The 26,368-nt window shown below is 48.0% G+C and carries 24 protein-coding genes; 16 read left to right on the top strand and 8 right to left on the bottom strand.

Annotated elements, in window-relative coordinates; translation table 11 throughout:
* The first annotated feature begins 59 nt into the window (after positions 1–59).
* The 3 genes from rbsB (at position 60) to ACWA50_RS01455 (ending at position 3,028) form a co-directional block, all read left to right on the top strand.
* Positions 60–938 (top strand): ribose ABC transporter substrate-binding protein RbsB, encoded by an 879-nt coding sequence (gene rbsB, locus ACWA50_RS01465; RefSeq protein ID WP_431053572.1) that lies wholly within the window; start codon positions 60–62, stop codon positions 936–938.
* A gap of 134 nt (positions 939–1,072) precedes the next feature.
* Positions 1,073–2,011, top strand: a complete 939-nt coding sequence (gene rbsK / locus ACWA50_RS01460) for a ribokinase (RefSeq protein WP_431053571.1) — start codon at positions 1,073–1,075, stop codon at positions 2,009–2,011.
* Between the two features lie 9 nt (positions 2,012–2,020).
* A complete protein-coding gene (locus ACWA50_RS01455; RefSeq protein ID WP_431053570.1) occupies positions 2,021–3,028 on the top strand; it encodes a substrate-binding domain-containing protein in 1,008 nt (335 codons plus the stop codon).
* A gap of 86 nt (positions 3,029–3,114) precedes the next feature.
* Here the strand turns inward: ACWA50_RS01455 and ACWA50_RS01450 are convergent, their stop codons facing one another.
* The 3 genes from ACWA50_RS01450 to pssA all read right to left on the bottom strand — a co-directional run bounded on the left by ACWA50_RS01450 (position 3,115) and on the right by pssA (position 7,571).
* On the bottom strand, positions 3,115–4,329 hold the full coding sequence (locus tag ACWA50_RS01450) for an aromatic amino acid transporter (RefSeq protein ID WP_431053569.1): 1,215 nt from the start codon (positions 4,327–4,329) through the stop codon (positions 3,115–3,117).
* Positions 4,330–4,393: 64 nt separating this feature from the next.
* Positions 4,394–5,818: a tryptophanase gene (tnaA, locus tag ACWA50_RS01445; RefSeq protein ID WP_431053568.1), complete on the bottom strand. Its 1,425-nt coding sequence runs from the start codon at positions 5,816–5,818 to the stop codon at positions 4,394–4,396.
* Between the two features lie 385 nt (positions 5,819–6,203).
* Positions 6,204–7,571: a CDP-diacylglycerol--serine O-phosphatidyltransferase gene (gene pssA / locus ACWA50_RS01440; RefSeq protein WP_431053567.1), complete on the bottom strand. Its 1,368-nt coding sequence runs from the start codon at positions 7,569–7,571 to the stop codon at positions 6,204–6,206.
* A 261-nt stretch (positions 7,572–7,832) separates the two neighbouring features.
* On the opposite strand from pssA, the gene ACWA50_RS01435 reads away from it, so the two are divergent.
* On the top strand, positions 7,833–9,041 hold the full coding sequence (locus ACWA50_RS01435; RefSeq protein ID WP_431053566.1) for a TrmH family RNA methyltransferase: 1,209 nt from the start codon (positions 7,833–7,835) through the stop codon (positions 9,039–9,041).
* On the opposite strand, the gene ACWA50_RS01430 is transcribed toward ACWA50_RS01435, so the two are convergent.
* Entirely contained in the window at positions 9,042–9,302 is a 261-nt protein-coding gene (locus ACWA50_RS01430) for a YfhL family 4Fe-4S dicluster ferredoxin (protein WP_431053565.1), read from the bottom strand. It lies immediately after the preceding gene.
* 110 nt (positions 9,303–9,412) lie between these two features.
* Here ACWA50_RS01430 and ACWA50_RS01425 point away from each other — a divergent pair, with 110 nt between their 5' ends.
* The 3 genes from ACWA50_RS01425 to fbaA all read left to right on the top strand — a co-directional run bounded on the left by ACWA50_RS01425 (position 9,413) and on the right by fbaA (position 12,692).
* Positions 9,413–10,108, top strand: a complete 696-nt coding sequence (locus ACWA50_RS01425) for a ribonuclease T2 family protein (protein ID WP_431053564.1) — start codon at positions 9,413–9,415, stop codon at positions 10,106–10,108.
* Between the two features lie 251 nt (positions 10,109–10,359).
* Positions 10,360–11,523 carry a phosphoglycerate kinase gene (gene pgk / locus ACWA50_RS01420; protein ID WP_431053563.1) on the top strand — a complete coding sequence of 388 codons (1,164 nt, stop codon included), beginning with the start codon at positions 10,360–10,362 and terminating at the stop codon, positions 11,521–11,523.
* Between the two features lie 89 nt (positions 11,524–11,612).
* The gene (gene fbaA, locus ACWA50_RS01415; protein ID WP_431053562.1) at positions 11,613–12,692 is read left to right on the top strand and encodes a class II fructose-bisphosphate aldolase; all 1,080 of its coding nucleotides are present in this window, start codon (positions 11,613–11,615) and stop codon (positions 12,690–12,692) included.
* 88 nt (positions 12,693–12,780) lie between these two features.
* Here fbaA and cpxA read toward each other — a convergent pair whose 3' ends face one another.
* The 4 genes from cpxA to ACWA50_RS01395 form a co-directional block, all read right to left on the bottom strand.
* Positions 12,781–14,217: an envelope stress sensor histidine kinase CpxA gene (gene cpxA, locus ACWA50_RS01410; RefSeq protein ID WP_431053561.1), complete on the bottom strand. Its 1,437-nt coding sequence runs from the start codon at positions 14,215–14,217 to the stop codon at positions 12,781–12,783.
* Between the two features lie 64 nt (positions 14,218–14,281).
* Complete coding sequence (gene cpxR / locus ACWA50_RS01405; RefSeq protein ID WP_431053560.1) at positions 14,282–14,995, bottom strand: envelope stress response regulator transcription factor CpxR; 714 nt, start codon at positions 14,993–14,995, stop codon at positions 14,282–14,284.
* An 82-nt stretch (positions 14,996–15,077) separates the two neighbouring features.
* The gene (mutH, locus tag ACWA50_RS01400; RefSeq protein WP_431053559.1) at positions 15,078–15,767 is read right to left on the bottom strand and encodes a DNA mismatch repair endonuclease MutH; all 690 of its coding nucleotides are present in this window, start codon (positions 15,765–15,767) and stop codon (positions 15,078–15,080) included.
* A 146-nt stretch (positions 15,768–15,913) separates the two neighbouring features.
* Entirely contained in the window at positions 15,914–16,240 is a 327-nt protein-coding gene (locus tag ACWA50_RS01395; protein ID WP_431053558.1) for a hypothetical protein, read from the bottom strand.
* Positions 16,241–16,418: 178 nt separating this feature from the next.
* Between ACWA50_RS01395 and rppH the strand changes: the two genes are divergently transcribed.
* From rppH to lon, 9 genes are all read left to right on the top strand, one after another.
* On the top strand, positions 16,419–17,084 hold the full coding sequence (gene rppH, locus ACWA50_RS01390) for an RNA pyrophosphohydrolase (RefSeq protein WP_431054265.1): 666 nt from the start codon (positions 16,419–16,421) through the stop codon (positions 17,082–17,084).
* Positions 17,081–17,872 carry a sulfite exporter TauE/SafE family protein gene (locus ACWA50_RS01385; RefSeq protein ID WP_431053557.1) on the top strand — a complete coding sequence of 264 codons (792 nt, stop codon included), beginning with the start codon at positions 17,081–17,083 and terminating at the stop codon, positions 17,870–17,872. Before rppH ends, ACWA50_RS01385 begins: the two co-directional genes overlap by 4 nt.
* A gap of 3 nt (positions 17,873–17,875) precedes the next feature.
* A complete protein-coding gene (gene lgt / locus ACWA50_RS01380) occupies positions 17,876–18,682 on the top strand; it encodes a prolipoprotein diacylglyceryl transferase (RefSeq protein WP_431053556.1) in 807 nt (268 codons plus the stop codon).
* A 12-nt stretch (positions 18,683–18,694) separates the two neighbouring features.
* Positions 18,695–19,546: a thymidylate synthase gene (locus tag ACWA50_RS01375; protein ID WP_431053555.1), complete on the top strand. Its 852-nt coding sequence runs from the start codon at positions 18,695–18,697 to the stop codon at positions 19,544–19,546.
* A gap of 122 nt (positions 19,547–19,668) precedes the next feature.
* Complete coding sequence (lysM, locus tag ACWA50_RS01370; protein WP_431053554.1) at positions 19,669–20,112, top strand: peptidoglycan-binding protein LysM; 444 nt, start codon at positions 19,669–19,671, stop codon at positions 20,110–20,112.
* Between the two features lie 226 nt (positions 20,113–20,338).
* Positions 20,339–21,640 carry a trigger factor gene (tig, locus tag ACWA50_RS01365; RefSeq protein ID WP_431053553.1) on the top strand — a complete coding sequence of 434 codons (1,302 nt, stop codon included), beginning with the start codon at positions 20,339–20,341 and terminating at the stop codon, positions 21,638–21,640.
* A gap of 149 nt (positions 21,641–21,789) precedes the next feature.
* Positions 21,790–22,374: an ATP-dependent Clp endopeptidase proteolytic subunit ClpP gene (gene clpP, locus ACWA50_RS01360; protein ID WP_431053552.1), complete on the top strand. Its 585-nt coding sequence runs from the start codon at positions 21,790–21,792 to the stop codon at positions 22,372–22,374.
* 12 nt (positions 22,375–22,386) lie between these two features.
* Complete coding sequence (gene clpX / locus ACWA50_RS01355) at positions 22,387–23,640, top strand: ATP-dependent protease ATP-binding subunit ClpX (RefSeq protein WP_431053551.1); 1,254 nt, start codon at positions 22,387–22,389, stop codon at positions 23,638–23,640.
* A 161-nt stretch (positions 23,641–23,801) separates the two neighbouring features.
* Positions 23,802–26,228, top strand: a complete 2,427-nt coding sequence (gene lon / locus ACWA50_RS01350; protein WP_431053550.1) for an endopeptidase La — start codon at positions 23,802–23,804, stop codon at positions 26,226–26,228.
* The last annotated feature ends 140 nt before the right edge of the window (positions 26,229–26,368 follow it).

Genomic DNA, 26,368 nt, shown 5'->3' with positions numbered 1-26,368 from the left:
CGTCGCGGCACAAGGACGTGCACTTCTATAGGTGTTAAATCAATGAACGAGGAAATGTTATGAAAAAATTAACCACAGTTGCATCGGCTTTAATCATGAGTTTGGCGGTCAGCGGCTCGGTGTTGGCAAAAGAAACGATCGCCTTGGCGGTTTCGACCTTGGACAATCCGTTTTTTGTGACCTTAAAAGACGGCGCGCAAAAAGAAGCGGATAAATTAGGCTACAATTTGGTGGTGTTGGATTCGCAAAACGATCCGGCGAAAGAACTGGCGAATGTGGAAGATTTACTGGTGCGTGGCGCGAAAGTGTTGTTGATTAACCCGACCGATTCCGAAGCGGTTGCCAATGCGGTGCTTCGCGCTAACAAGCAAGGCGTGCCGGTGATTACCTTAGACCGTGGCGCGGTAAAAGACGAAGTGGTCAGCCATATTGCGTCTGATAACGTTGCCGGTGGCAAGCTTGCCGGGGATTTCATCGCGGAAAAATTGGGCAAAGATGTGAAAGTGATCCAACTGGAAGGTATCGCCGGGACATCAGCGGCGCGTGAGCGTGGCGAAGGTTTTGCACAAGCGGTCGAGGCAAATGGCTTTGCGTTACTGGCAAGCCAACCGGCGGATTTTGACCGTACCAAAGGGCTGAATGTGATGGAAAACCTGTTGGCAAGCCAAAGTGCGGTGCAAGCGGTGTTCGCGCAAAACGATGAAATGGCATTGGGCGCCTTGAGAGCATTGCAAGCGGCGAAAAAAGACGTCTTGGTTGTGGGATTTGACGGCACCGATGACGCGGTGCGTGCGGTGGAGGCCGGTAAATTGGGCGCAACCATTGCGCAACAACCGGAAAAAATCGGCGAATTGGGTGTCGCAACGGCGGATCGCGTGCTGAAAGGCGAACCGGTCGAAACAATGATTCCAGTGCCGTTGAAAGTGGTGGCAAAATAATTTGCGGTGAAATCTGTTTCGAGTATTGATAGCGATTTTCTCCAATATGTTTCCCTCCCTCCGCATTTTTCTCATGAAAAATGGTACTCCCTCTGCCAGCGGAGGGAGATAATGTGATGTAAAGCAGGTAGTTTATGACACAAACACAAAAACTGGTCGTGCTGGGCAGCATTAACGCCGATCATGTGCTTGCCGTACCGCACTTTGTACAGCCGGGCGAAACCTTGGCAGGCAATGGTTATCACATTGCTTACGGCGGCAAAGGCGCAAATCAGGCGGTGGCGGCGGCACGTTTGGGCACGCCGACCGATTTTATCGCCTGTATCGGCGATGACACCCTGGGCGCGGCGATGAAAAACGCCTTCGCACAGGACGGGATTAATACCGAAAGCATTGTGACCGTTGCCGATGAAATGAGCGGGATTGCCATGATTCAGGTGGCGGCAAGCGGCGAAAACAGCATTGTGCTGGCAGCCGGGGCAAATGCCCATTTAGATCAGACGTTAGTGGCACAATTCGCCGATAAAATCGCACACGCCGACACACTGTTAATGCAGTTGGAAACCCCGTTAGAGGGCGTGCTGGCGGCGGCGAAAATCGCCAACGCCAACCAAACTCAGGTGGTTTTAAACCCTGCGCCGGCGCAGCCGTTGTCCGATGAATTGTTGGCTCTGGCGGATATGATCACCCCGAACGAAACCGAAACCGAGATCTTGACCGGGATTAAAGTCGATGATGAAGCCAGCGCCAAACAAGCCGCCGAGGTGTTTCACCAAAAAGGCATTGCCACGGTGTTGATCACCTTGGGAGCAAAAGGCGTATTTGTCAGCCAAAAGGGCGGTTTTAACGGCATAATCGCCGGTTTCCGCGTGCAGGCGGTTGATACCACTGCCGCCGGCGACACCTTTAACGCAGGCTTGCTGACCGCACTTTTAGAGGGAAAAGCCTTAAATGAGGCGGTACGTTTCGCCCACGCCGCTGCGGCAATTTCGGTGACACGCCATGGTGCGCAGCCGTCGATTCCGACACGGCAGGAAACCGAGCAATTTTTACAGGCGCAACTCTCAAATTAAGGAAAAACGATGGCGACGATGAAAGATATTGCCCGTTTGGCGCAGGTTTCGACCTCGACGGTATCGCACGTCATCAACAATTCACGCTTTGTCAGCGATGAAATCCGCGACAAAGTGATGGCGGTGGTGCAGCAGCTGAATTACACCCCGTCAGCCTTGGCGCGCAGTTTAAAAGTCAAAGAAACCAATACCTTGGGCATGTTGGTCACGGCAAGTTCCAATCCGTTTTTCGCCGAAGTGCTGCGCAGTGTCGAACGCTATTGCCACCGTCATCAATATAACCTGATTTTGTCCTACACCGACGGCGACAGCGAGCGGCTGCAACGTAACTTGGAAACCTTGATTCGCAAGCAAGTGGACGGCTTGATTTTGATGTGCGCCGAATCCCATTGGCAACTGAACGACGACATCAGCCAGCGATTACACCTGCCGATGGTGATGTTGGACTGGTGGCCGACCGCACTTAATGCGGATAAAGTGCACGAAAATTCGGAATACGGCGGTTATCTGGCGACAAAAACCTTGATTGAGGCAGGACACCGCGAGATTGCGATTATCACCGGCAGTTTTAAAAAATCCTTGGCATCAAATCGGCTGAAAGGCTACCAAGCCGCACTTTCAGAGGCTGGGATTGCGTTGCGCGATGAATGGATTATCGAAAGCCATTTTGATGTCGAGGGGGGCATTGAGAGTATGCAAAAATTGCTGCAACTGAATCCGCGCCCAAGTGCGGTTTTCGCCAGCTCCGACACTATCGCGATTGGCGCGTATCAAGCGGCATGGCGCGCCGGCCTCACCGTCGGCAAAGAGATTTCGATTATCGGCTACGACAATATTGAAATGGCGCAATATCTCTCCCCGCCGCTCACCACCATTCACCAATCAAAAAACAATCTTGCCAAGCAAGCGGTGGAAATGCTGTTGGCAAGAATCAAAAATCCCGATCAACCCCACCGCACATTAACCCTCGAACCGCACTTGATGTGGCGGGAGTCGGTGTTGGCGAAACCCACGTAACAATTATTGTACCAAGATAGAGCGACGTTTATCGGTTTTTAGTAGCGTGCGGTTGAGCGAGCCGCACTTGCTGTAAAGCACTTCGATTATCCGCTAAATACAGGCAATTTACCGATCATTGCCAATAGATGAAACAGGGCGACTAGCACGCCGAACAGAATGACCGAATAGCTCGTAATATTTCCGCCGATAACGGTAAATGCTTGCGGTTGGGGAGCGGTTTGGCGTGCTTTGCGGGCAAGTAGGGCTGGGATAATGCACGCCCAGATGGTCGCCACGGCGCCGGCATAGCCGATAACGACAACAAAACCAAAAGGGAATAAGATCGACATCAGCAGCGGCGGAAGAAAGGTGACGCTCCAAGTTTTGGTTCTGCCGATTTTGCTGTCGTCAAATTTGAAGAAATCCGCCAAGAAATCAAATAATCCTAAACCGACGCCAATAAAAGACGATAGGATCGCCGCCATTGAGAAAATATTAATGGCATGGGATACGCGCGTAGAGTCGATGACACTGCTTAAGGCAGTTAATAACACGTCGATATTGCCGCCTTGGGCAATCACCGGGATAAATTGTGCACGCGGTAAATGACCAAAAATACTAATCAACCAGACGGCATAAAAAAACAACGCAATGGCGGTACCGCCAAGAATGGCTTTTTGCGCTCGCTTTTCTTCAGCATAATAGATTCGCATTGAGGCAACGGAATGGTGGTAACCGAAGGACGTTAACGCCACCGGCAATAATGCCATCATATAGGGCAGGTATGTTCCGTTAGCATTGATGGAATCGAATAAAATACTGAGATCAATTTGCGTCGACATCCCGGAAATACTAAAGATAAAACTTAAGATCATAAAGGCGATTAAAACGACGGAAACCCGACTGACGGCTTTGGTTGAGTACCAGACAATCGAGGAAAAAAACAGCACAAATAAGGTGGCGGACAAGGCGGGGTTGAGCTGCGATAATTGGCTGATAATCAATCCGGATGAGGTAGTGTAGGCATAGAGCAGAATACAACCGACAAAATAGACGGCAAGGTTATTGATAAAATTGACTTTTTCCCCTAATAAATTACGGGTCACCGTATCAAAAGAAACACGAATATCATAGTGTTGAAAAGCTTCTAACAGCAACCAGCCGGATAAGGTCATCATCACCATGGTGAGGGTGATGGCAAATAACGACCACAGTGTCCAAGCCCCGGCGCCGGCACTCGGCAAACCCAGCATTCCCGCGCCGACACAAACACTGGCGATGATACAAGCGCCGCCAAGTAAAGAAGGTTGTTTTTTCATAGTTATACTCCGTTATCGTACCAAAGTGCGGTCCTATATAAAACCGCACTTTGATAAACCATTATTAAGTGTTATCCACTTCTTTTAAACGCGCCGTAAAATGCCGTAATACTTTGGGTTCATACACGAAATCCAATCCTTTAATGGCATGAATGTTCTCTTTCACGTTGGCAAATGCTTCGATGATAAAATCCATATGGGTTTGGGTGTAGGTTGCCCGGGGAATGGTCAAACGCAATAGTTCGGCAGGGCAAGGGTGCTGTTTGCCGGTTTGCGGATCCCGCCCTAATAATAATGAACCAATCTCAACCGCCCGAATTCCCGCAACTTTATATAATTCGCAGGCGAGAGCGTGTGCCGGAAATTGTTCCGCCGGAATATGCGGTAACAATTTGCCCGCATCGACGAAAGCAGCGTGTCCGCCCGCCTGTTGGCAATGGATACCAATCGCTTCCAGTCCGTCAACCAAATATTGTACTTGCTGAATCCGGTACGCCAGCCACTCTTGCCGCATTCCGTCAACCAAACCGACTGCCAGCCGCTCCATCGCCCCGCCTTCCAAACCGCCGTAAGTCGGGAAGCCTTCTTGTACCACGCACAAGGTACGGCATTCGGTATAAACGTCTAACATCGAATCGTCTTTGAAGCAAAGCAGCCCGCCCATTTGCACCATCGCATCTTTTTTAGCGGACATGGCGAGAATATCGGCATACTTATACGATTCGTAGGTGATTTCTTCAATTGTCCAATCGGCATAACCGGTTTCCCGCTGTTGAATAAAATAGGCATTTTCGGCAAATCTGGCGGAATCCATCACCACCGGAATCGCATATTTTTGTGCAATGGCATATACCGCTTTTAAATTAGCGATTGAAACCGGTTGCCCGCCCGCTGAATTACAAGTGATGGTGCTGACAATATACGGAATATTTTCTGCGCCGATGGTCAAAATTGCCGATTCTAATTTGTCTAAATCAAAATTACCTTTGAAATCATCATAAATTTCCGTATTAAACGCATTATTATTATATACATTTTTCGCAACGCAGTGATTTAATTGGGTATGGCCCTGGGTGGTGTCAAAGAAATAATTGGAAAGTGCGGTCATTTTATCGCGCTTACCGCCTTTTTCTTGTTCGCATTTTTTTATTAACACCGGAATATAAATTTGTTCTGCTCCCCGTCCTTGGTGGGTCGGAATAGTATATTGATAGCCGAAAATGGTTTTGACCGCAGCAGACAACGCATGGAAACTCCGGCTGCCGCTGTAGGCTTCGTCGCCGCGGAACATGGCGGCCTGCATTTCTTGGGTGATGGCGCCGGTGCCGCTATCGGTCAGCAGATCGATAAAGACATCTTCGCTATCCAATAAAAAAGGGTTCATGCCGGCGGCTAAAATGGCTTGTTCACGATATTCCCGTGTTGTTGTTTTGACCGGTTCAATGACGCGGATACGGAACGGTTCGGGCAAATGTTTAAATTGATTCATAACAAAATCCTTATTTTTTGACAATAGAAAAGCGCTGGTTATTTATCTGAAAATAAATAACTGCTTTGATGTAAATATTGTGCAGTAAAATAATGGTACTGGCGCAGTGTTATTTTTACATGCGCAGTTTAACCATCTGATCTGAATTTATGGGAATGGATAGGCAAGTTTGTGGTCTTGATTAAACCAAGTGTGTAAGGTTAGATTTAAGAACTTCATTTTAATTTCCCCGTAAATTGTGAAAATTAGTCGAAATCAAAATGAAGTATTCATGAAATTTAAAAATTGTCACGTGAAAAAAATAAAGGATGCGAGAGGGATCACAAAATATTTTGACGCAGGCGGAACATAAATCCGCCTGTCTTATGGGAACGCGAAATTAAAATTACAGAATTAATTTGACAATCTTATCCGCCTGCACCCGTCGGAAACGGTTGAGCAGTTTTTTTACCTCACTAGGATAATCTTGCAGCCTTTCCAAGGCACGGTAGTGGTGAATCATGCCGGTGTGCTGGCGAATGGTGTTCAGTTCTTTTTGCAGTTGCGGTTGCAGTTGCTGTTTGGGATCCGAGATCAGCAAACCGTTTTCTGCGTCCAAGCGCCAAGCGCGCGGATTGAGGTTGTTGCCGGTTAATAAAATATATTGGTCGTCGACCCACACGCCTTTGAGGTGGTAAGAATTATCGCCGTCTTGCCACAAACGCACGCTGAGCAGCCCATTGCTGATCATCTTGTGGTGCTTTTTGCAGAAGTTGCGCAGGTTCATTTCATACAGATAAGGCAGTGCCGCCGACATGGTAAACGGCTTATCCGGTGGTGAATAGAAATCATTGGCGGTTTTGTCGCCGACGATGATTTCCACCTGTTTGCCTTCTTTTAATAATTGCCCTAATTGCAGGCGTAAGCTGCGTGGAAAATTAAAATAAGGCGTGCAAATCGTCAATTTTTGCCGTACAACCGCAAACAATGATTCGATCACGCCGTTTAGCGGATTGCCGTTGGCAAGACCGAAAATTGGGGTGATCAGTAATTGATCAGCTGCAAACGGTTGTGAATCCGTCAGTTGATAAGCAACGGACTGACTCAGCTTTTTGCGGTATTGGCGCAATTGCGGGCGGATGCTTTTATCTTTGCGTACCGTTTGATCCAGACGCTGTACCGCACTTTCATCGTAAATATGTTGTTGTAACAGCTCGACAAAACTGTCGGCTAATGCCGGATGGGTAATTTTTTGATAGCGGTCATAACGGTATTTATCCTGTTGGTGCAGATACACGTTGTTAATGCTGGCGCCGCTGTAAAGCACGGTGTCGTCAAATACCGAACCTTTGATATGCAGCACGCCGAACAGTTCGCGCGTATTGATCGGCACGCCGTAAATGGCGATATCATTTTCGGGATCTAGGGCGTATTTTTGCCGCTGTTCGGCATACCATTCGGCATTGGTTTGCTTATTTTCCGCGCCTAATAAGCCGCGCTGTGCGCGGTGGAAATCGACAAACACCTGCACATCCAGCGCGGGATTGCGTTGTTTGGCTTGGTATAGTTCGTGCAGCATTTCGTGCCCGGCTTCGTCATTCTGCCAGTAAAGTGCGGTAATATAGATACGTTTTTTTGCCGTTCGAATCAGTTGAATGAATTGTTGTTTATAGTCGGCCGCGGAATAGAGAATTTCCACGTTTTCCGCCTGTAGCGGCAAAAACGGCAGCGATTGTAACTGATTGAGCGACTGATAATATTTAGAATTCAGCATAGTTAGCAACATATAACAAAGAAATCGAATCATGTAGGATCGTGTCGGCGCAATCCGGCGCTAAACGTGAAAAATCCTAGTAAAGTGATTTAGTTTACCTGCGTTGTTCGCCTTTGAACAGGATTTTCCCAGAAGTTTGATTAAATCGGCAGAAAATTTGCTATAATCGGCAGCAGATCACATTTCTATGTTTCGCCCCGATTTCGACACCGGCTTTCGACATCAGAAATCCACTTCATCATCAATTTTATAGGCACTTCAATGAACGACAAATCCAGCCGTAAACCGGCATTTCAGCAACCTTCGTCCAGTAACCGTTTTTCCGACAAAGGCATAAAAGGCACATCAGATCGCAAACGGCAAGGCAGAAGCGGCGATGATGATCGTAACGCGCGCAGCGAGAGAAATCCCCGCAACGACAGAAGCGACAGAAATGAGAGAAATGACAAAAAAGGGCGTGGTTTCGGCGAAAACCGCACTTTTGAACGTTCGGCGCGCGCCGATCGTCGCAAAGGCGGATTTGAACGCAATGACGAGCGACGCGATGATCGCAAGCCGCGCGCGGCACGCCCAAGCCGTGAAAATCAAGACAATACCGCGCCGGCGTATGTGTGGGGCGAGCGCGAATTAAACGCCACCAAAGCCGGTAAGAATACCAGCGGCAATGTCAAAGTGATGATTAAAGGCGAAGTCAAAGGCGAGAAAAAAACCGGACCTCTGTCGCCGCGTGCACCGGAAAAAATCCGTAAAAATCGCAACGAGGAAATGAAAATTTACGGCGAAGCGGCGTGTATCGCGGTGTTCCGGCAACGCCCTGACAGCATTGTACGTTTGTGGGCGAATATCGACACCAGCCACCGTATCGGCAAACTCACCAGCTATTTGGCGACTCAGAAAAAAGCCTATCATATTGTCGAGAATGATGAGTTGGAATTGGTGAGCGGCAGTGAACATCACGGCGGTATCTGTTTATTGGTGAAAAAAGCCACGCCGATGACGCTGGACGGTTATCTCAAAAGCGAAAAACGGCAAGATTGCGTGTTGTTGTTAGACGGGCTGAACAATGCGCATAATATCGGCGGCGTGATTCGTACCGCCGCCTATTACGGCGTGAAAGGCATTGTGTGCGAAAGTGCGGATCAGCTCTATTCTGCGGCGGCGGCACGGGTTGCCGAGGGCGGTATGGAACAGATTTATGCGCTGGAAAGCCATAATACCGAGCTCGCCATTCAACAACTGAAAAGCGCGGGTTATCAAGTGCTTGCTTTGACGGCAAACAAGCAGGCTGAAGCCCTGAATAAATTGGTATTAGGTGATAAAGTGGCATTGGTGCTGCGTGAAACCGTGTCGGCGGAAAATAATCCGCTGGCGGATCATAATGTGGTGCTGTCGTTTGAAAATCCGTTAACCAGCGGTTTAAATGTGGCGGTCAACGCCGGTATTTTGTTGTCGCGCTGGTATTTCCGTTAATTATAATTTATCTGCGTGGTGCAGCAGCGCAAAGCGTTCCCATAATACATCATCGCTCTCGAGATGATCGGGATCGGTGATGATACAGTTATTAATCGGGCAGACTTTCTGACAGGTCGGCGTTTCGTAATGCCCGACGCATTCGGTACACAGGGCGGGATCAATTACGTAGATTTCCTCGCCCATGCTGATAGCCTGATTCGGGCATTCAGGTTCGCACATATCGCAATTGGTGCATTTTTCGGTGATCAGCAGTGCCATAAGTGGTATTCTCTCAAAGTCGTCCACGCCGTTAAAAGGCGGACGATTATAATCAAATGCGTTGAAAAAACCAACAATCCATTGTTTAATTTTAGTGAAAATAGAAAAGTATGCAGCTCAATTCAAGCAAAATCTCACAACTCGCCCTGTTTGTCGTCCTGTTTTTCGGCTTGATTTTAAGTGCCTTGTATGTGTCTTATCGGCAAAAATCGTCGATTGACGCAGTGTTGGAAACCGATTATGACGTTTCCATGCAACGGGATCCTATCGGACAAAATAAAACCGCCAAAACCGGCTACTATGCGTTGGTACTCTCTTGGTCGCCCGGCTATTGCCACAACCAACGCGCCAACCATGCCGGGGCGATTCCCAAAGAGGCGGCTTATCAATGCGACGGCGTACAAAAATTCGGCTGGGTGATTCATGGCTTATGGCCGCAGAGCGCCACCGCGCGTCGTGTGACCGATCACCCCCGCTTTTGCCAAGGGGATTTGGCACCGTTGGACGTGACGTTATTGGAACAATATTTGCCGCATTCACCGAGTTTGCGCTTATTGCAAGGGCAGTGGGAAAAACACGGCGCCTGTGCTTTTGCCGATGCGAAAAGTTATTTTGATAAGCAGCGGCAACTGTTCTTGACGCTGAAATTACCGGATTATGAATTGAAAAGGGCGGATTTGTTTACCTGGTTGCGCAAAAACAACCCGCACTTGGCAGGCAAATATTTAGGCAGCGGACGCGATGAACTGCAAATTTGTTATAGCTTGGATTGGACGGTGATTAACTGCCCGAAAATCCAATTCTAATGCCGTCAATTTTAAGAATTTGAGGCTGAAAGTACCACAGTTGCAACAGAAAGGTGATCGAACTGTTACAATTCGTTTTGAATTGCAGGAAAATGTAATCGGAGCCTGGTATGGCGCCGTTTTCGAAGTATAATCGGGTATTATTTCACAGAATAAAATTTTGCATTGTGGAGAGTGATTAAATTGTTATAATCAACTCTAGGCGTTATAGGATAAGTATTCATTAATTAACTAAAACAAGAGGATTTATTATGTCAGTAATTAAAATGACCGACTTGGATTTGGCAGGCAAACGTGTTCTGATTCGTTCCGATTTAAATGTGCCTGTTAAAGACGGTAAAGTCACTTCCGATGCCCGTATCAAAGCGTCGATTCCGACGATTGAGCTGGCGTTGAAGCAAGGTGCGAAAGTCATGGTGACTTCTCACTTCGGTCGTCCGACGGAAGGCGAATACAATGCGGAATATTCGCTGCAGCCGGTAGTTGATTATTTGAATGCGGCATTAGATGTACCGGTGCGTTTGGTGAAAGATTACTTGGACGGCGTTGATGTGGCTGCCAATGAATTGGTGGTGTTGGAAAATGTGCGCTTCAACAAAGGCGAAAAGAAAAATGAAGATGAACTTGCCCGAAAATATGCCGCACTGTGTGATGTATTCGTGATGGATGCATTCGGCACCGCACACCGCGCGCAAGGTTCAACCCACGGCGTGGCAAAATTTGCCCCGATCGCTTGTGCCGGCCCGTTGTTAGCCAATGAATTGGACGCATTGGGGAAAGCCTTGAAAACCCCTGCGCGCCCAATGGTGGCGATTGTTGGCGGTTCGAAAGTATCAACCAAATTAACCGTGTTGGATTCACTGTCTAAAATTGCCGACCAATTAATCGTCGGTGGCGGTATTTCTAATACTTTCGTTGCCGCTCAGGGCTTGAATGTGGGCAAATCCTTGTATGAAGCGGATCTCATTCCCGAAGCGCAACGTTTGTTGCAAACCTCTGAAATTCCACTACCGAGTGATGTCCGTGTCGCAACCGAGTTTTCTGAAACGGCGGCAGCGGTGGAAAAAAGCGTGACCGATGTGCAAGATAACGAGCAAATTCTAGATTTGGGCGATACATCGGCAGAAGTGTTGGCTGAAATTATCCGTAATGCCAAAACCATTTTGTGGAACGGTCCGGTCGGCGTGTTCGAATTCCCGAACTTCCGCAAAGGCACTGAAATTGTGGCAAAAGCGATTGCTGACAGCGACGCATTCTCGATTGCCGGCGGCGGTGATACTTTGGCGGCGATCGATCTGTTCGGTATTGCCGACAAAATTTCTTACATCTCAACCGGCGGCGGCGCCTTCTTAGAGTTCGTTGAAGGCAAAGTATTACCGGCGGTTGCGATTTTAGAAGAACGCGCGAAAGCATAAACCGCACTTTGTATTCTGTCTGTTATATTAATCCGATTTATCAACTTTGAGAGCCGTTACGGCTCTCGTTTACACATAGGAAATCTACCATGTCAAAATTATTAGATATTGTAAAACCGGGCGTTGTGACCGGCGATGATGTACAAAAAATCTTTGCTTATGCCAAAGAACACGGTTTTGCATTGCCGGCGGTAAACTGCGTCGGTACCGACTCTGTAAACGCAGTATTGGAAACCGCAGCACGCGTTAAAGCGCCTGTTATCGTGCAATTTTCCAACGGCGGGGCGCAATTCTATGCCGGTAAAGGCGTGAAACCGACTGACGGTTCCCGTCCGGATGTTTTAGGTGCGATTGCCGGTGCCAAACACGTACATCAGATGGCGGAACACTACGGCGTGCCGGTTATCCTGCACACCGACCACGCAGCGAAAAAATTGTTGCCTTGGATTGACGGCTTATTAGACGCGGGTGAAAAACACTTTGCCGAAACCGGCAAACCATTGTTCTCTTCGCACATGATTGATTTATCCGAAGAGCCAATGGAAGAAAACATGGCAATCTGCCGTGAATATTTGGCACGGATGTCAAAAATGGGCATGACCTTAGAGATCGAAATCGGGATCACCGGCGGCGAAGAGGACGGCGTGGATAACTCCGGCGTTGATGAGTCCAAACTTTATACCCAACCTGCCGAAGTGTTGTATGTTTACGACCAATTATATCCGGTCAGTCCGCGCTTCACCATTGCGGCGGCGTTCGGTAACGTGCACGGTGTTTACAAACCGGGCAACGTGAAATTAAAACCGTCTATCTTAGGCGCGTCACAAGAGTTCGTTTCTAAAGAGCGCAACTTGCCGGCGAAATCATTAGACTTCGTATTCCACGGCGGCTCCGGTTCTTCCACTGAAGAAATCCGCGAAGCGATCAGCTACGGCGCAGTGAAAATGAACATCGACACCGACACCCAGTGGGCAGCGTGGGAAGGGATTTTGAACTTCTACAAAGCCAACGAAGCTTATCTGCAAGGTCAATTAGGTAACCCTGAAGGCGAAGACGCACCAAACAAAAAATACTACGATCCGCGCGTTTGGTTGCGTAAATCGGAAGAATCCATGTCCAAACGCTTGGAACAATCTTTTGATGATCTAAATTGCCGTGATGTGCTGTAATCGCGCTAACCGCACTTGATAAAAAACACCGCCTTGGCGGTGTTTTTTTGTGGCTGGAAACCGGTGATGGCGGCTCGGATAAATATGGCTAAGATTCAAACCAAAGCGGTAACCGAATGGTGACGCGCAACCCGCCGAGCGGGCTTTTGCTTGCGGTGACCGTGCCTTTGTGCCGTTCCACCGAATTGGCGACGATCGATAAGCCTAATCCGGTGCCGCCGGTCGTGCGGGCACGGGCTTGGTCGGTGCGGTAAAACGGGCGGAAAATCTGTTGGTATTCGTGTTCCGCCACCCCTTCGCCGTTATCATCGACGATAATTTCCAGTTGTTCCCCATCAATGATATTACAACTCAGTCGGACTTGATTATGCGCATATTTAAAGGCGTTACGAATAATATTTTCCAAGGCGCTGGCAAGGGCGTCTTCGTTACCATTGATAAAATAATTTTCCGGATTCGGGATATTCTGCTGAAAGCTAAAGTCGAAATTGCGTTCACGGCTTTCAAATTTGGCGTCGTCAACCACTTCTTCCCAAATAAACGGTAAACTGAAAACTTCATGCTTAATATGCGAATTCATATGCTGGCGTGACAACGATAATAGTTGGTTCAGCATTTTTTCCATTCGTTCGGTTTCCGTGCCGATTCGGGCTAATTCATTACTGTCTCCCTGACGGCGGCGCAATAGGGACGCAGCCAGTTGTAAGCGGGTCAGCGGGGTGCGCAATTCGTGTGAAACGTCAAGCAACAGCCGTTGCTGTGAACTGATCATATCTTCCAGCGAGGTGACCATGTGGTTAAAGCTTTTGCCTACTTCGCGCAATTCTAACGAGCCTTGTTTTTCCAGAATCGGTCTGACCGCAAGATCCCCGGTGGAAATGGCATTGGCGGCACTGCGTAACTCTTTGATCGGTTGCGTCAGACTGAATATCAAACCGAGCAGCAACGGGGTACTGGTTGCCATCAGCAAAAACAGCATAATTAGCGGATGGTCAAAGAAGAAATTGGCGAATTCCCGCTGCGGATCCACCGATTCGAGGAAATAGAGCAGATAGGGTTCGCTGTCGGTAAACGGATAAGGCGAAATAAACGGTCCGACAATGTCGAGATTATAAAAACGGCGTTTTTGCGGAACCAGCGGATTATTGGAGCGGTTGACAAATTGATATAACTGGCTGCTTTCATTGTAATCCAGATAACCGATGATTTTGTTATAGTCATTCGGGTTAACGAGCACCGGTTTGCGTGGCAGCAGCGTAATATCAAAATGATCGTTTGTGAGTTTTTTTTCTTGGTATTGCAGATCGTGCAGAATGTTGCTTTTGATCAGTTTGATGACTTCGAATTGATAATTGTTGACTTCATCCGCGGAAAGTTCGCTGTAATTGCGCGCATCCATGGTGGGAATAAAGAAGGCGAATCCCATCAATACGAAAAAAGCCAACCAAATTAACCAAAATAAAAAGAAAATTTGTACATTAATTGAATTTAGAAGGCGGATAAACTTACGCAATATTTTCATCATAAATAGCTTGGAAACAAGTGATAGAGTACAAACCGCACTCTATCACTTGTTGCCTGCGGATTCACTATTTTTCGGTGACCAACAGATAACCTCTGCCACGTAATGTTTTGAACCATGGCAGGTTATCGGCACGTTCCGGCAGTTTTTTCCGCAAATTGGAGATATGCATATCAATTGCGCGGTCAAACGGCGTTAGGCGCTTGCCTAAAATTTCCAAACTCAGCAATTCGCGTGATAAAATTTGTCCCGGATTTTTCACTAAAATTTGCAACAAGGCAAATTCGGTGCCGGTCAGATCCAAATCGCGATCGTTATACAGCGCTTGCTGTCTGCCCGGATGTAAGGTAATGCCGCCGAAATCCAATTGCCTGTTATCTTCTTTGTCGGCATTGACGATTGAGCCCAAGGCGTTGGATTGGTTCTGGGTGCGGCGCAAAATCGCTTTGATTCGCGCAACCAACTCGCGATCATTAAACGGTTTCGCCAAATAATCGTCTGCGCCCAATTCTAACCCCAGCACGCGATCAATATCGTCACCGCGCGCAGTCAGCATTAATACCGGGGTCGAGAAATTTTTTCTGATTTGTTTTAATGTTTCGATGCCGTTGAGTACCGGCATCATAATATCTAATAAGATAATATCATGGCTGAAATTAAGCAGCTTGAGCGCTTCTTCGCCATTATAGGCTTGCTCAACTTCGAATCCCTCGATTTTTAGTACTTCAGCCAACAGCTCAGTGAGTTCAACATCGTCATCAACAAGGAGTATTTTGGACATGAAATGGTTTCCTTAATTTATCATTATAAGTTATTTAGAGTAGTTTACCTAAGACAGGTAAGATACATGAAAGTTCATCGCATTAATTTGAGGAAAAACAAAATTTATGCAAAATTTCCGCAGTAAAGCTCTTCCTTAAGTAAAATCCTAACGGTAATGCCTTAATTGGTTGCCCTTGCCGTCCATGAGCTGAGGTTAAGTCTCGTTTAGTTGCCCCTTTCGGACGCAATTGCAACACTTCACCGATCGACGCATTAATGCGGTGAATGTGCCCTAACACGATCAAATCCATCAATTCTTCCCAATCACGCGCCAAACGGGCTTCTTGTTCGGCGCTGGGCTGCCATAGAATCGGTTGCCCGACCCGCCGTTCGGCTAACGGAATCGCGCGTTCGCCTTCGACGGGTATCCACAACACTTTTTGCAGCTTATGCCGTACATGGCTGTTGTGCCAAACCACCCCGCTGTTTTGCGTGAGCGGCGCCAGACTGACAAAGGTGGTTTCTAACGGATAGCCCTGACGGTTGATCGGAATGGTTTTCAACTCAATCCCCAACTCGGCAAAATCCTGTTCGGCTTTACTGCCCGCTTGTGCGCCAAGTGCGGTTTCGATCAACATCCCGACCCAGCCCTTATTGCGTTTTAAATTTTCCGGCACCGGTAAATCCTGCTCTGCGGCAATGTCGGCAAAAGTCAAACCCGCCAAACGCAATGCTGCCTGTAGCAGTTGCTGTTCCGATTGTGGGGGATTACACGCTTCCGTTATGCTCATGTCGTCACTACCTTCGCTGCCAAAGGTTAGTATTGTAACGGTAAGCGGCGATGGACTCAAATAATCCTGCTTAAAAAATCGCCGGTGGTGTTTTAGCGCTGAAACCGCCGGCGGGAATTGCTGCGGGATATTTTTATCTTTTTGATTTAAAAGATAAAAAAGAATAAAGCGAAAGTGCGGTCTGTGTTTATCCCGTTTAATTCCTGATTCAGCCACAAATTTATCCACAGAAAAACTGAATAACTCGCAGGTTGTGAACAAACCGCACTTTTTGTTAACGACGGAAATAAATTGTTCACAAACTGGATCATAACTGATTTTTTTATCAACATCTCACAGGACGGTTTGGGCTGAAAGCTTGAAAAACCGCCGGCGGAAGGCGGATCCGGCGAACGATCGGCGATCGTCAGTATTGGAGCGCAGTTGCCGTAGCGATCCTGATGGACAAGCAACATTTCTTCCCATGATTGCACACAGAGTTATCCACAGACGGAGCGGTTTTTATCGGAAAATAGCGGCGTGCGCGCGCCTCGGAGACAGATGAAATGCAAAGTGCGGTTTGCCAAATACGGTTATGGTTGTATCACCGGCGATATTATGAAACAATCAATCCCATTTCAGACTTTTCAAGATGATGTAAGAGGATCGATAGTGATCGATTGCGATGGTTACCGCCCGAATGTAGGAATTATTATCTGTAATCAACAAGGGCAGGTGTTGTGGGCGAAACGGTGCGGACAGAACTCGTGGCAGTTTCCACAGGGTGGAATCAATGCGGGCGAAACACCGGAACAAGCCATGTACCGTGAGTTGTACGAAGAGGTCGGTTTAAGCCGACAGGATGTCAAAATCCTCTCCTTATCCAAAGGCTGGTTGCGCTATAAGTTGCCGAAACGCTTGGTGCGCAACGATAGCAACCCGGTTTGTATCGGGCAAAAACAGCGCTGGTTTTTATTAAAACTGATCGGCGATGAAAAAAATATCAATATGCAGGCGACGCCGACTCCGGAATTCGACGGTTGGCGTTGGGTCAGCTATTGGTATCCCGTCAGACAAGTCATTTCCTTTAAACGCGAAGTTTATCGTAAAGTAATGAAAGAATTCGCACCGACAGCGTTGTTTCAACAACCCAAAAGCAGTGTGAGCGGCAGCGCAAAACCGCGAGAATCCAACAAAAGCGAGCACGAGCGCGAACGGCACAATAATCACACCCGCTATCGAAAGAGTCCGCGTTATCAACGCAAAGAATACGAGCGCAAAAACCATGATAAAAAAATAGCGGTGCCGAAAGGGGAAGCGAGGGGAGAAAAAAGATGACGTTTTTTATTATTTGTTGTTTGTTAACCGGTGCCTTGGCGGGTTTTCTTGCCGGTTTATTCGGCATTGGCGGGGGCTTGGTGATTGTGCCGGTGCTGGTATATTTACTTCCTCAAATCGGCATTCCTGAGGCGCTGCTGATGAATGTGGCGTTAGGAACGTCCTTTGCCACGATTGTCATCACCGCATTTTCTTCGGCACAGCGCCACCACAAACTGGGAAACGTGCATTGGCAGGCAGCCAAATATCTGATTCCGGCATTGATGATTTCGGTTTTTATTGCCGGTTTGTTCGTCAGTTATCTGCCGAAATCGGTGACCAGTAAAATGTTTGCGGTCATGGTATTGTATCTGGCGATCAAAATGTTATTGTCGATCAAACACCAAACCGGTAATAAGCCGTTGAATGCGAAAAACGGCATTATCGGTGGTGTTTTGATTGGAACCGTATCCAGCTTTGCCGGTATTGCCGGCGGGGCGTTTATCGTGCCGTTTTTAAATGCGCGCGGTTTGGAGATGAAACAGGCGATTGGCACGTCTTCTTTTTGCGGTATGCTGTTAGGCATGTCTGGCATGATCAGTTTTGCGGTGAGCGGCTGGGGCGTTGAAGGGCTTCCGCCTTATTCCTTAGGTTATGTTTATCTGCCGGCAGTGCTGTTGATCACCACGGTATCCTTTTTTACGTCAAAATTCGGTGCGACGCTCACCACCACCTTGCCGGTGCCGACCTTGAAAAAAGCGTTCGCCCTTTGGTTGTGCTTGGTGGCAGTTAAAATGTTTATAGGTTAAACGATGAGTTCATATATTGTCTTTCCCCAAATTGATCCGGTGATTTTCAGTATCGGTCCGCTCGCCTTGCGTTGGTACGGTTTGATGTATCTGATCGGCTTTGTGTTTGCGCGTTGGCTGGCGGTGCGGCGCGCACGCCGGGCAAACAGCGGTTGGACGGTGGATCAGGTTGATTCGCTGCTGTTTAACGGTTTCCTCGGGGTGTTTTTAGGCGGGCGGATTGGCTATGTGTTGTTTTATCAATTCGAGCGCTTTGTGCAAGATCCCCTGTATTTATTCCGTATTTTAGACGGCGGCATGTCGTTTCACGGCGGTTTAATCGGCGTGATTGTGGCGATGGTGATCACCTCTCGTTTACAAAAACGCTCTTTTTGGCAAACTGCGGATTTTGTTGCGCCGTTGATTCCGTTCGGCTTGGGCATGGGGCGTATCGGCAATTTTATCAATGATGAATTGTGGGGCAGAGTGACCGATGTTTCTTGGGCGGTGCTGTTTCCGTCCGGCGGCTATTTGCCACGCCATCCGTCGCAATTGTACGAAGCCTTGTTAGAAGGCGTGGTACTGTTTTTTATTCTGAATTGGTTTATCCAAAAACCGCGTCCGGCGGGTTCGGTGGCAGGACTGTTCCTGTTTTTCTACGGCTTGTTCCGTTTTATCGTCGAATTCTTCCGCGAGCCGGACGAACATCTCGGACTGTTTTTAGGACAGCAAATTTCGATGGGGCAAATTTTATCAACGCCGATGATGTTGATCGGGCTGTTGATTGTGGTTTGGGCTTATCGGCGTGCCGCCGCGAAAAGTGCGGTTTAGAGGAGAAAAAATATGCGTCAGTATTTGGATTTATGCCAACGGATCGTCGATCACGGGGTTTGGGTCGGCAATGAACGCACCGGTAAGCGCTGCTTAACCGTGATTAATGCCGATTTGACTTATGATGTTGCGAATAACCAATTTCCGTTGATCACCACGCGCAAAAGTTATTGGAAAGCGGCGATTGCCGAATTTCTGGGGTATATCCGTGGCTATGACAACGCCGCCGATTTCCGTAAGCTCGGCACCAAAACCTGGGACGCCAATGCCAACGACAATCAAGTTTGGCTCAATAGCCCGCACCGTAAAGGTACGGACGATATGGGGCGGGTTTACGGCGTACAAGGCAGAAGCTGGCGCAAACCGGACGGTTCGCATTTGGATCAGCTGCGCAAAGTGGTGGATCACTTATCCGACGGGATTGATGATCGCGGCGAAATTATCACCTTCTACAATCCGGGCGAAATTGAGCTGGGCTGCCTGCGCCCGTGTATGCACACCCATACCTTTTCGCTCTTAGATGACAGGCTGTATCTCACCAGTTACCAACGTTCGTGCGATGTGCCGCTCGGCTTGAATTTCAACCAAATTCAGGTTTACACTTTTTTGGCGCTGATGGCGCAGATTACCGGCAAACAAGCAGGGCAGGCGTATCACAAAATCGTCAATGCGCATATTTATGAAGATCAACTGGAACTGATGAAAACGGTGCAATTGCAGCGCGAGCCGCTGCCGCTGCCGCAGTTGGAGATTAATCCGGCGATTAAAACCCTGCAAGATTTGGAAACCTGGGTCACGATGGAGGATTTCAAGGTGACGGGCTATCAGTCGCATCCGCCGATTCAATATCCGTTTTCGGTTTAATCCTCATTAAGGAAATGGCATTTTATTTGATTTAAGGTAAAACTGATCGGATAATAGCAAAGGAACTACGTTCGGCTTCCTTGGAAGCCGTTAATTAATCAACTACTTAGTAAGGACATCACATGGGATTATTTGATTTTGTCGGCAACATCGGTAAGAAAATTTTCGGCAAGGAAGAAGAAGCGTCAAGTGCGGTTACGCAACACATTAATGAAGATAACCCGGGCGTGGAAAACGTGGCGGTGACGGTTGAAAACGGCGTGGCGAAAATCGCAGGCACGGCAAAAGACGCCTCGGCCTTGGAAAAGGCGATTTTAATGGCGGGCAATATCGCCGGCATTACCAAAGTGGAAGCGGAAGGCGTCACCATTGCCAGCGGCGAACGTTTGGCTGCCGATGAGGAGTTTTATGTGATTGAAAAAGGCGATACGTTATGGAAAATCGCCGAAAAAGCCTACGGCAACGGCGCGAAATACACTAAAATCGTCGAAGCCAACAAAGAAGTGATCAAAGACGCGGATAAAATCTTCCCGGGACAAAAAATCCGTATTCCGAAAGGATTGTAATTTTTCAAAATCCGATTCGCCATGAATCGGATTTTTTGTTTGCACGCCGATGAAATAACCTAAGTGCGGTTTAAAAATTCGCCAATTATCCCGTTTTCTGCGCTTATAACTCGACTGATTCGGTCAGACTGGGTATAATCCCCTGTCTATTTTTTAAGTTCGGTGTTGATTGTTCATACGATTGAGATCAGCGGCGCCGAGAATATCTGATTTTTTGAGGTAAAAAATGCAATTTTCCGTAGAAACGACCCAAGGTCTTGAGCGCCGTATCACGATTACCGTTCCGGCTGAAACTATCGAGCAAAACGTTCGTGAAGAATTAAAAAGCGTAGCCAAAAATGCCCGTATCGACGGGTTCCGTAAAGGTAAAATTCCGCCGGCGATCATTGAAAAACGTTTCGGTGCTTCTGTGCGTCAAGATGTCTTGAGCGACGCAATGCAGCGCAGCTTCTTTGATGCGGTCATGCAGGATAAAATCAATTTTGCCGGTCGTCCGACATTTATGCCGGAACAATACGAATTAGGTCAGGATTTTAAATTCAGCGCAACGTTTGAAGTCTATCCGGAAGTACAATTGCAAGGTTTGGAAAATATTCAAGTTGAAAAACCGGTTGTGGAAATCAGCGACGCCGATATCGATAAGATGGTTGACGTGTTGCGTAAACAACAAGCGACTTGGAAAGAAAGTGCGGTTGCGGCCAAAGCCGATGATCGCGTGACCATCGATTTCGACGGTTCGGTTGACGGCGAAGCGTTTGAAGGCGGCAAAGCGGCGGATTTCGTATTGTTAATGGGACAAGGCCGTATGATCCCGGGCTTCGAAGACGGTATCGTTGGGCACAGCGCGGGCGAAACGTTCAGCATTGATGTAACCTTCCCGGAAGATTATCATGCGGAAAATCTGAAAGGTAAAGCGGCAAAATTCGACATCAACTTGAAAAAAGTGGAAGAGATGGAATTGCCGGAAGTAACCGAAGAGTTCGTACGGAAATTCGGTGCTAAAAACAAAACCGTTGCTGATTTGCGCGCTGAAATCAGCAAAAATATGCAGCGTGAATTGAACAATGCCTTGACCACTCGCGTGAAAAACCAAGTGATCGACGGTTTGTTGGCGAACAATAGCATTGATGTTCCGGCTGCGGCAGTGGATCAAGAAATCGAAGTGTTGCAACAACAAGCGGTACAACGTTTCGGCGGTCAAGCCCCGAAAGATTTCCAATTGCCACGTGAAATTTTCGAAGATCAAGCCCGCCGCCGCGTACAAGTCGGTTTATTGTTTGCCGAAGTGATTGCGTCTAACGAATTGAAAGTGGACGACGCGCGCGTGCAAGCGATGATCGAAGACATCGCCGCCGCTTACGAGCAACCGGCGGAAGTGATCGAATATTACCGCAACAACAAAGAGTTGATGAACAACTTGCGCAATGTGGTCTTGGAAGAACAAGCGGTTGACGCGGTATTGGCGAAAGCACAAGTGAGTGAAAAATCGGCTTCTTTCGACGAAATCATGAACCCACAACAAGCTTAATCGGCAAGTTGTTGTTTTGATTGTCAAAGTGCGGTTTATGACCGCACTTTTTGTTTTTCGGTCGGTTAAAAATCGGGATTAGCCTGTTTTTTAGGTGATTTTTCGGTAGAATGACAAAATTCTGTGTCAATTTTTAAGTAGAGGAAAAAATGAGTTTAGTCCCTATGGTGGTGGATCAAACATCACGCGGCGAAAGAGCCTATGACATTTACTCGCGTTTGTTAAAAGAACGGATTATTTTTTTAAGCGGGCAGGTGGAAGACAATATGGCAAACCTGATTGTCGCCCAGTTGCTGTATTTGGAGTCGGTCGATCCGGAAAAAGACATTAATCTGTACATCAATTCACCGGGCGGAGTCGTGACCGCCGGATTGGCGATTTACGACACCATGCAGTTTATCAAACCGGACGTGCGCACCCTGTGTATCGGACAAGCCTGTTCGATGGGCGCGTTTTTATTGGCGGGCGGTACCGCCGGCAAACGTTTTGCCCTGCCGCATTCGCGGGTGATGATCCACCAACCGTTGGGCGGTTATCGCGGACAGGCGTCGGATATTCAGATCCACGCACAAGAAATTTTGAAAATCCGCGACACTCTGAATCAGCGTCTGGCACAGCATACCGGACAACCGTTGGATAAAATTGAACGCGATACCGAGCGGGATAATTTTATGTCGGCACAAGAAGCCAAAAATTACGGCTTGGTGGACGAAGTATTAACGCAACGCATTTAATTGGATAACATTATGTCGAACGAGAAACAACATCATTGCTCTTTTTGCGGCAAAGAACAGCACGAAGTGGAAAAACTGATCGCCGGCGTTGCCGGCTACATTTGCAATGAATGTATCGAAGATTGCTACCATTTGCTGGAAAAAGACGAGCAAGAAAACGCTGCCGCTGAAAGTGCGGTTGAGCCGCTGCAAGACAAGCTGCCGACCCCGCACGAAATCCGCAAACATCTGGACGATTACGTGATCGGGCAGGATCATGCCAAAAAAGTGTTGGCGGTGGCGGTATATAACCACTATAAACGCTTACGCAGCGACATCAAAAGCGATGTCGAGCTGGGCAAAAGCAACATTCTGTTAATCGGTCCGACCGGCAGCGGAAAAACCTTGTTGGCGGAAACGTTGGCAAGAATGCTGAATGTGCCGTTTGCGATGGCGGACGCCACCACCTTGACCGAAGCCGGTTACGTCGGCGAAGATGTGGAGAATATCATTCAAAAATTGCTGCAACGCTGCGATTATAAAGTCGAGCAAGCCGAGCGCGGCATTGTTTATATCGATGAAATCGACAAAATCAGCCGCAAATCGGATAATCCGTCAATCACCCGCGATGTATCCGGCGAAGGCGTACAGCAGGCGTTGCTCAAACTGATTGAAGGCACCACTGCCTCGATTCCGCCGCAAGGAGGCAGAAAGCACCCGCAACAGGAATTTTTGCGCGTCGATACCTCGAAAATCCTGTTTATCTGCGGCGGCGCATTTGCCGGCTTGGATAAAGTGGTCGATCAACGTAACAATGTGAAGAGCGGTATCGGTTTCGGCGCCGAAGTGAAAGGCGAAAAAGACAAAGCCGGGATCAGCGAATTGTTGAAACAGGTGGAACCGGAGGATTTGATTAAATTCGGCTTGATTCCTGAATTTATCGGGCGCTTACCGGTGGTTGCCGCCCTGAGCGAACTGGATGAAGAAGCCTTGATTAAAATTCTGACCGAACCGAAAAATGCGCTGACCAAGCAATATCAGGCGCTGTTCCAACTGGAAGATGTCGATCTGGAATTCACTCAGGGCGCGTTGGTGGCAATGGCGAAAAAAGCCATGAAACGCAAAACCGGCGCCCGTGGTTTACGTTCGATTGTGGAAGCGGTGTTGCTGGATACGATGTATGATCTGCCGTCATTGCATAACCTGCAAAAAGTGCTGATTGATGAGGATGTTATTGCCAAACAACAGCCGCCGAAACTGGAGTATCGGCTGGAACAAGCCAGTTAGCAGCGGTTGAAGCAAGTGCGGTTTTCTACTCCAACGGAAAACCGCACTTTTATTTTAGCTGAGAAATTTTGATCAAAAGGGTAAATAATCCTTGAGATTTCCGCCGAATAACCCAATATAGAGTCCGTTAATTCCCATTTTAGCAACAAGAGAGATAAAGAATGCGTGCAGAACAAACCATACAAACCCATATCCCGGTGTTGCCGCTGCGTGACGTAGTGGTGTTTCCGTTTATGGTGATGCCGTTATTTGTGGGACGGGAAAAATCCATCCGTAGTTTGGAAAAAGCGATGGAAAGCGGCAAACAGTTGTTGCTGGTGGCGCAAAAGCAAGCGGAACAAGAGGATCCGAGCTACGACGATGTTTATTCCGTCGGGACACTGGCAAATATTATTCAATTGCTGAAATTGCCGGACGGTACGGTAAAAGTGCTGGTGGAAGGGCAAAAACGGGCGAAAATCCTCCAATTTCATGATGACGGGCTGCTGATGGCGGATATTGAGATTATCGACAGTGTGAGCGGCGATGAGCAGGAATTGGAAGTGATTCAAAACAGTGCGTTGGAAGAGTTTGATTCCTATGTGCAATTGAATAAAAAAGTCCAGCCGGAAGTGGTGAGCGCCCTACGCGGCATTGATGACTCCGAGCGTTTGAGCGATACCATGTCGGCGCATATGCCGATTGCCTTGGAAAACAAACAGAAATTGTTGGAAAAATACAATGTGGTTGAACGTTTCGAGTTGCTGATTGGCACCATGCAAAGCGAATTGGATATTTTGCAGGTGGAAAAACGGATTCGTGGTCGCGTTAAAAAACAAATGGAAAAAAGCCAACGCGATTACTATTTGAATGAACAGATTAAGGCCATTCAGAAAGAGCTGGGTGAACAAGACAATCATAACGATGAAATCGAACAATTACGCTTGAAAGTCGAAGAAGCCAGAATGCCGATTGAAGTGCGCGAGAAAGCCGAAGCCGAATTACAGAAATTGCGCATGATGTCGCCGATGTCGGCGGAAGCCACCGTGGTGCGCAGTTATGTCGAATGGTTGGTGCAAGTGCCGTGGCATAAACGCAGCAAGGTAAAAAAAGATTTGGCGCGCGCGCAAAAGGTGTTGGATTCCGATCATTACGGCTTAGAACGCGTGAAAGAGCGGATCTTGGAATACCTGGCGGTACAAAGCCGTTTAAATCAAGTCAAAGGTCCGATTTTGTGTTTGGTCGGCCCGCCGGGCGTGGGGAAAACCTCACTCGGACAGTCTATTGCCAATGCGACCGGGCGTAAATACGTGCGCATGGCGTTGGGCGGGGTGCGTGATGAAGCGGAAATTCGCGGACATCGTAAAACCTATATCGGCTCATTGCCGGGCAAACTGATCCAGAAAATGTGTAAAGTCGGGGTGAAAAACCCGCTGTTTTTGTTGGATGAAATCGACAAAATGGCGGCGGATATGCGTGGCGATCCGGCGTCGGCGTTGTTGGAAGTGTTAGATCCGGAACAAAATACCACGTTTAGCGATCACTATTTGGAAGTGGATTATGATTTGTCCGACGTGATGTTCGTTGCCACTTCAAACTCAATGAATATTCCGGCGCCGTTGTTGGATCGGATGGAAGTGATTCGCTTGTCGGGTTACACCGAAGACGAAAAACTCAATATTGCCACCCGCCATTTGGTTGCCAAACAAATGGAACGCAACGGTTTGAAGAAAGGCGAATTGAGCATTGAGGACAGCGCGATTCTCGGCATTATCCGCTTTTATACCCGTGAAGCGGGCGTGCGCTCACTAGAACGGGAAATTTCCAAAATTTGCCGCCGTGCGGTGAAAAATCTGTTATTGGACAAAACGCTGAAATCATTGGTGGTGAATGCCGACAATCTGCATGAGTATTTAGGGGTGAAGCGTTTTGAATACGGCAGGGCCGATACGGAAAATCGTGTGGGCGAAGTCACCGGTTTGGCGTGGACCGAAGTGGGCGGCGATCTGCTGACGATTGAAGCGGCTTCCGTCGCCGGCAAAGGTAAATTGAGCTATACCGGTTCATTGGGCGATGTCATGAAAGAATCAATTCAAGCCGCGATGACGGTGGTGCGTTCAAGAGCGGAACGTTTAGGTATCAATTCCGAGTTCCATGAAAAACGCGATATTCATATCCATGTGCCGGAAGGTGCCACACCGAAAGATGGACCGAGCGCGGGGATTGCAATGTGTACCGCACTTGTCTCCAGCCTGACCGGTAATCCGGTGCGCGCCGATGTGGCAATGACCGGGGAAATCACCCTGCGCGGCAAGGTGTTGCCGATTGGCGGTTTGAAAGAAAAACTGCTGGCGGCACATCGCGGCGGCATTAAATTGGTGCTGATTCCAAAAGATAACGTCAAAGATCTGGAAGAGATTCCGCAAAATGCCAAAGCGGATTTGGATATTCGCGCAGTCGAAACCATCGATGAGGTTTTATCGTTGGCGTTGCAAAATCCGGCGGAAGGCATTCAGTTGGTGACTCCGGCGGTGGCAGAAGTCAAAAAAGCGGTGGTTGCCGGTAAAAAACGCGGCGGCAAGCCGCAACCGTCACAAATCGTGAATTAATCCGTTTAATATCCGAAAAGCCAAATTCTGTCAGTTTTTGGCTTTTTATTTTTTATGTCAAATGGATGAAAAGCCGCGTACGGAGATAATCTATACGTGCATAACGGCGGGCTTTCGCCTATAATTCGGCAATATTTTAA

This window comes from Testudinibacter sp. P17/SS/0325 (assembly GCF_053570765.1).
This window is presented reverse-complemented; position numbering and strand designations above follow the sequence as displayed.

What these genes read in the sequence shown, in the direction of transcription:
- rbsB (WP_431053572.1), top strand. Translation starts at nt 60, where the DNA reads ATGAAAAAATTAACCACAGTTGCATCGGCTTTAATCATGAGTTTGGCG.
- rbsK (WP_431053571.1), top strand. Translation starts at nt 1,073, where the DNA reads ATGACACAAACACAAAAACTGGTCGTGCTGGGCAGCATTAACGCCGAT.
- ACWA50_RS01455 (WP_431053570.1), top strand. Translation starts at nt 2,021, where the DNA reads ATGGCGACGATGAAAGATATTGCCCGTTTGGCGCAGGTTTCGACCTCG.
- ACWA50_RS01450 (WP_431053569.1), bottom strand. Translation starts at nt 4,329, where the DNA reads ATGAAAAAACAACCTTCTTTACTTGGCGGCGCTTGTATCATCGCCAGT.
- tnaA (WP_431053568.1), bottom strand. Translation starts at nt 5,818, where the DNA reads ATGAATCAATTTAAACATTTGCCCGAACCGTTCCGTATCCGCGTCATT.
- pssA (WP_431053567.1), bottom strand. Translation starts at nt 7,571, where the DNA reads ATGCTGAATTCTAAATATTATCAGTCGCTCAATCAGTTACAATCGCTG.
- ACWA50_RS01435 (WP_431053566.1), top strand. Translation starts at nt 7,833, where the DNA reads ATGAACGACAAATCCAGCCGTAAACCGGCATTTCAGCAACCTTCGTCC.
- ACWA50_RS01430 (WP_431053565.1), bottom strand. Translation starts at nt 9,302, where the DNA reads ATGGCACTGCTGATCACCGAAAAATGCACCAATTGCGATATGTGCGAA.
- ACWA50_RS01425 (WP_431053564.1), top strand. Translation starts at nt 9,413, where the DNA reads ATGCAGCTCAATTCAAGCAAAATCTCACAACTCGCCCTGTTTGTCGTC.
- pgk (WP_431053563.1), top strand. Translation starts at nt 10,360, where the DNA reads ATGTCAGTAATTAAAATGACCGACTTGGATTTGGCAGGCAAACGTGTT.
- fbaA (WP_431053562.1), top strand. Translation starts at nt 11,613, where the DNA reads ATGTCAAAATTATTAGATATTGTAAAACCGGGCGTTGTGACCGGCGAT.
- cpxA (WP_431053561.1), bottom strand. Translation starts at nt 14,217, where the DNA reads ATGATGAAAATATTGCGTAAGTTTATCCGCCTTCTAAATTCAATTAAT.
- cpxR (WP_431053560.1), bottom strand. Translation starts at nt 14,995, where the DNA reads ATGTCCAAAATACTCCTTGTTGATGACGATGTTGAACTCACTGAGCTG.
- mutH (WP_431053559.1), bottom strand. Translation starts at nt 15,767, where the DNA reads ATGAGCATAACGGAAGCGTGTAATCCCCCACAATCGGAACAGCAACTG.
- ACWA50_RS01385 (WP_431053557.1), top strand. Translation starts at nt 17,081, where the DNA reads ATGACGTTTTTTATTATTTGTTGTTTGTTAACCGGTGCCTTGGCGGGT.
- lgt (WP_431053556.1), top strand. Translation starts at nt 17,876, where the DNA reads ATGAGTTCATATATTGTCTTTCCCCAAATTGATCCGGTGATTTTCAGT.
- ACWA50_RS01375 (WP_431053555.1), top strand. Translation starts at nt 18,695, where the DNA reads ATGCGTCAGTATTTGGATTTATGCCAACGGATCGTCGATCACGGGGTT.
- lysM (WP_431053554.1), top strand. Translation starts at nt 19,669, where the DNA reads ATGGGATTATTTGATTTTGTCGGCAACATCGGTAAGAAAATTTTCGGC.
- tig (WP_431053553.1), top strand. Translation starts at nt 20,339, where the DNA reads ATGCAATTTTCCGTAGAAACGACCCAAGGTCTTGAGCGCCGTATCACG.
- clpP (WP_431053552.1), top strand. Translation starts at nt 21,790, where the DNA reads ATGAGTTTAGTCCCTATGGTGGTGGATCAAACATCACGCGGCGAAAGA.
- clpX (WP_431053551.1), top strand. Translation starts at nt 22,387, where the DNA reads ATGTCGAACGAGAAACAACATCATTGCTCTTTTTGCGGCAAAGAACAG.
- lon (WP_431053550.1), top strand. Translation starts at nt 23,802, where the DNA reads ATGCGTGCAGAACAAACCATACAAACCCATATCCCGGTGTTGCCGCTG.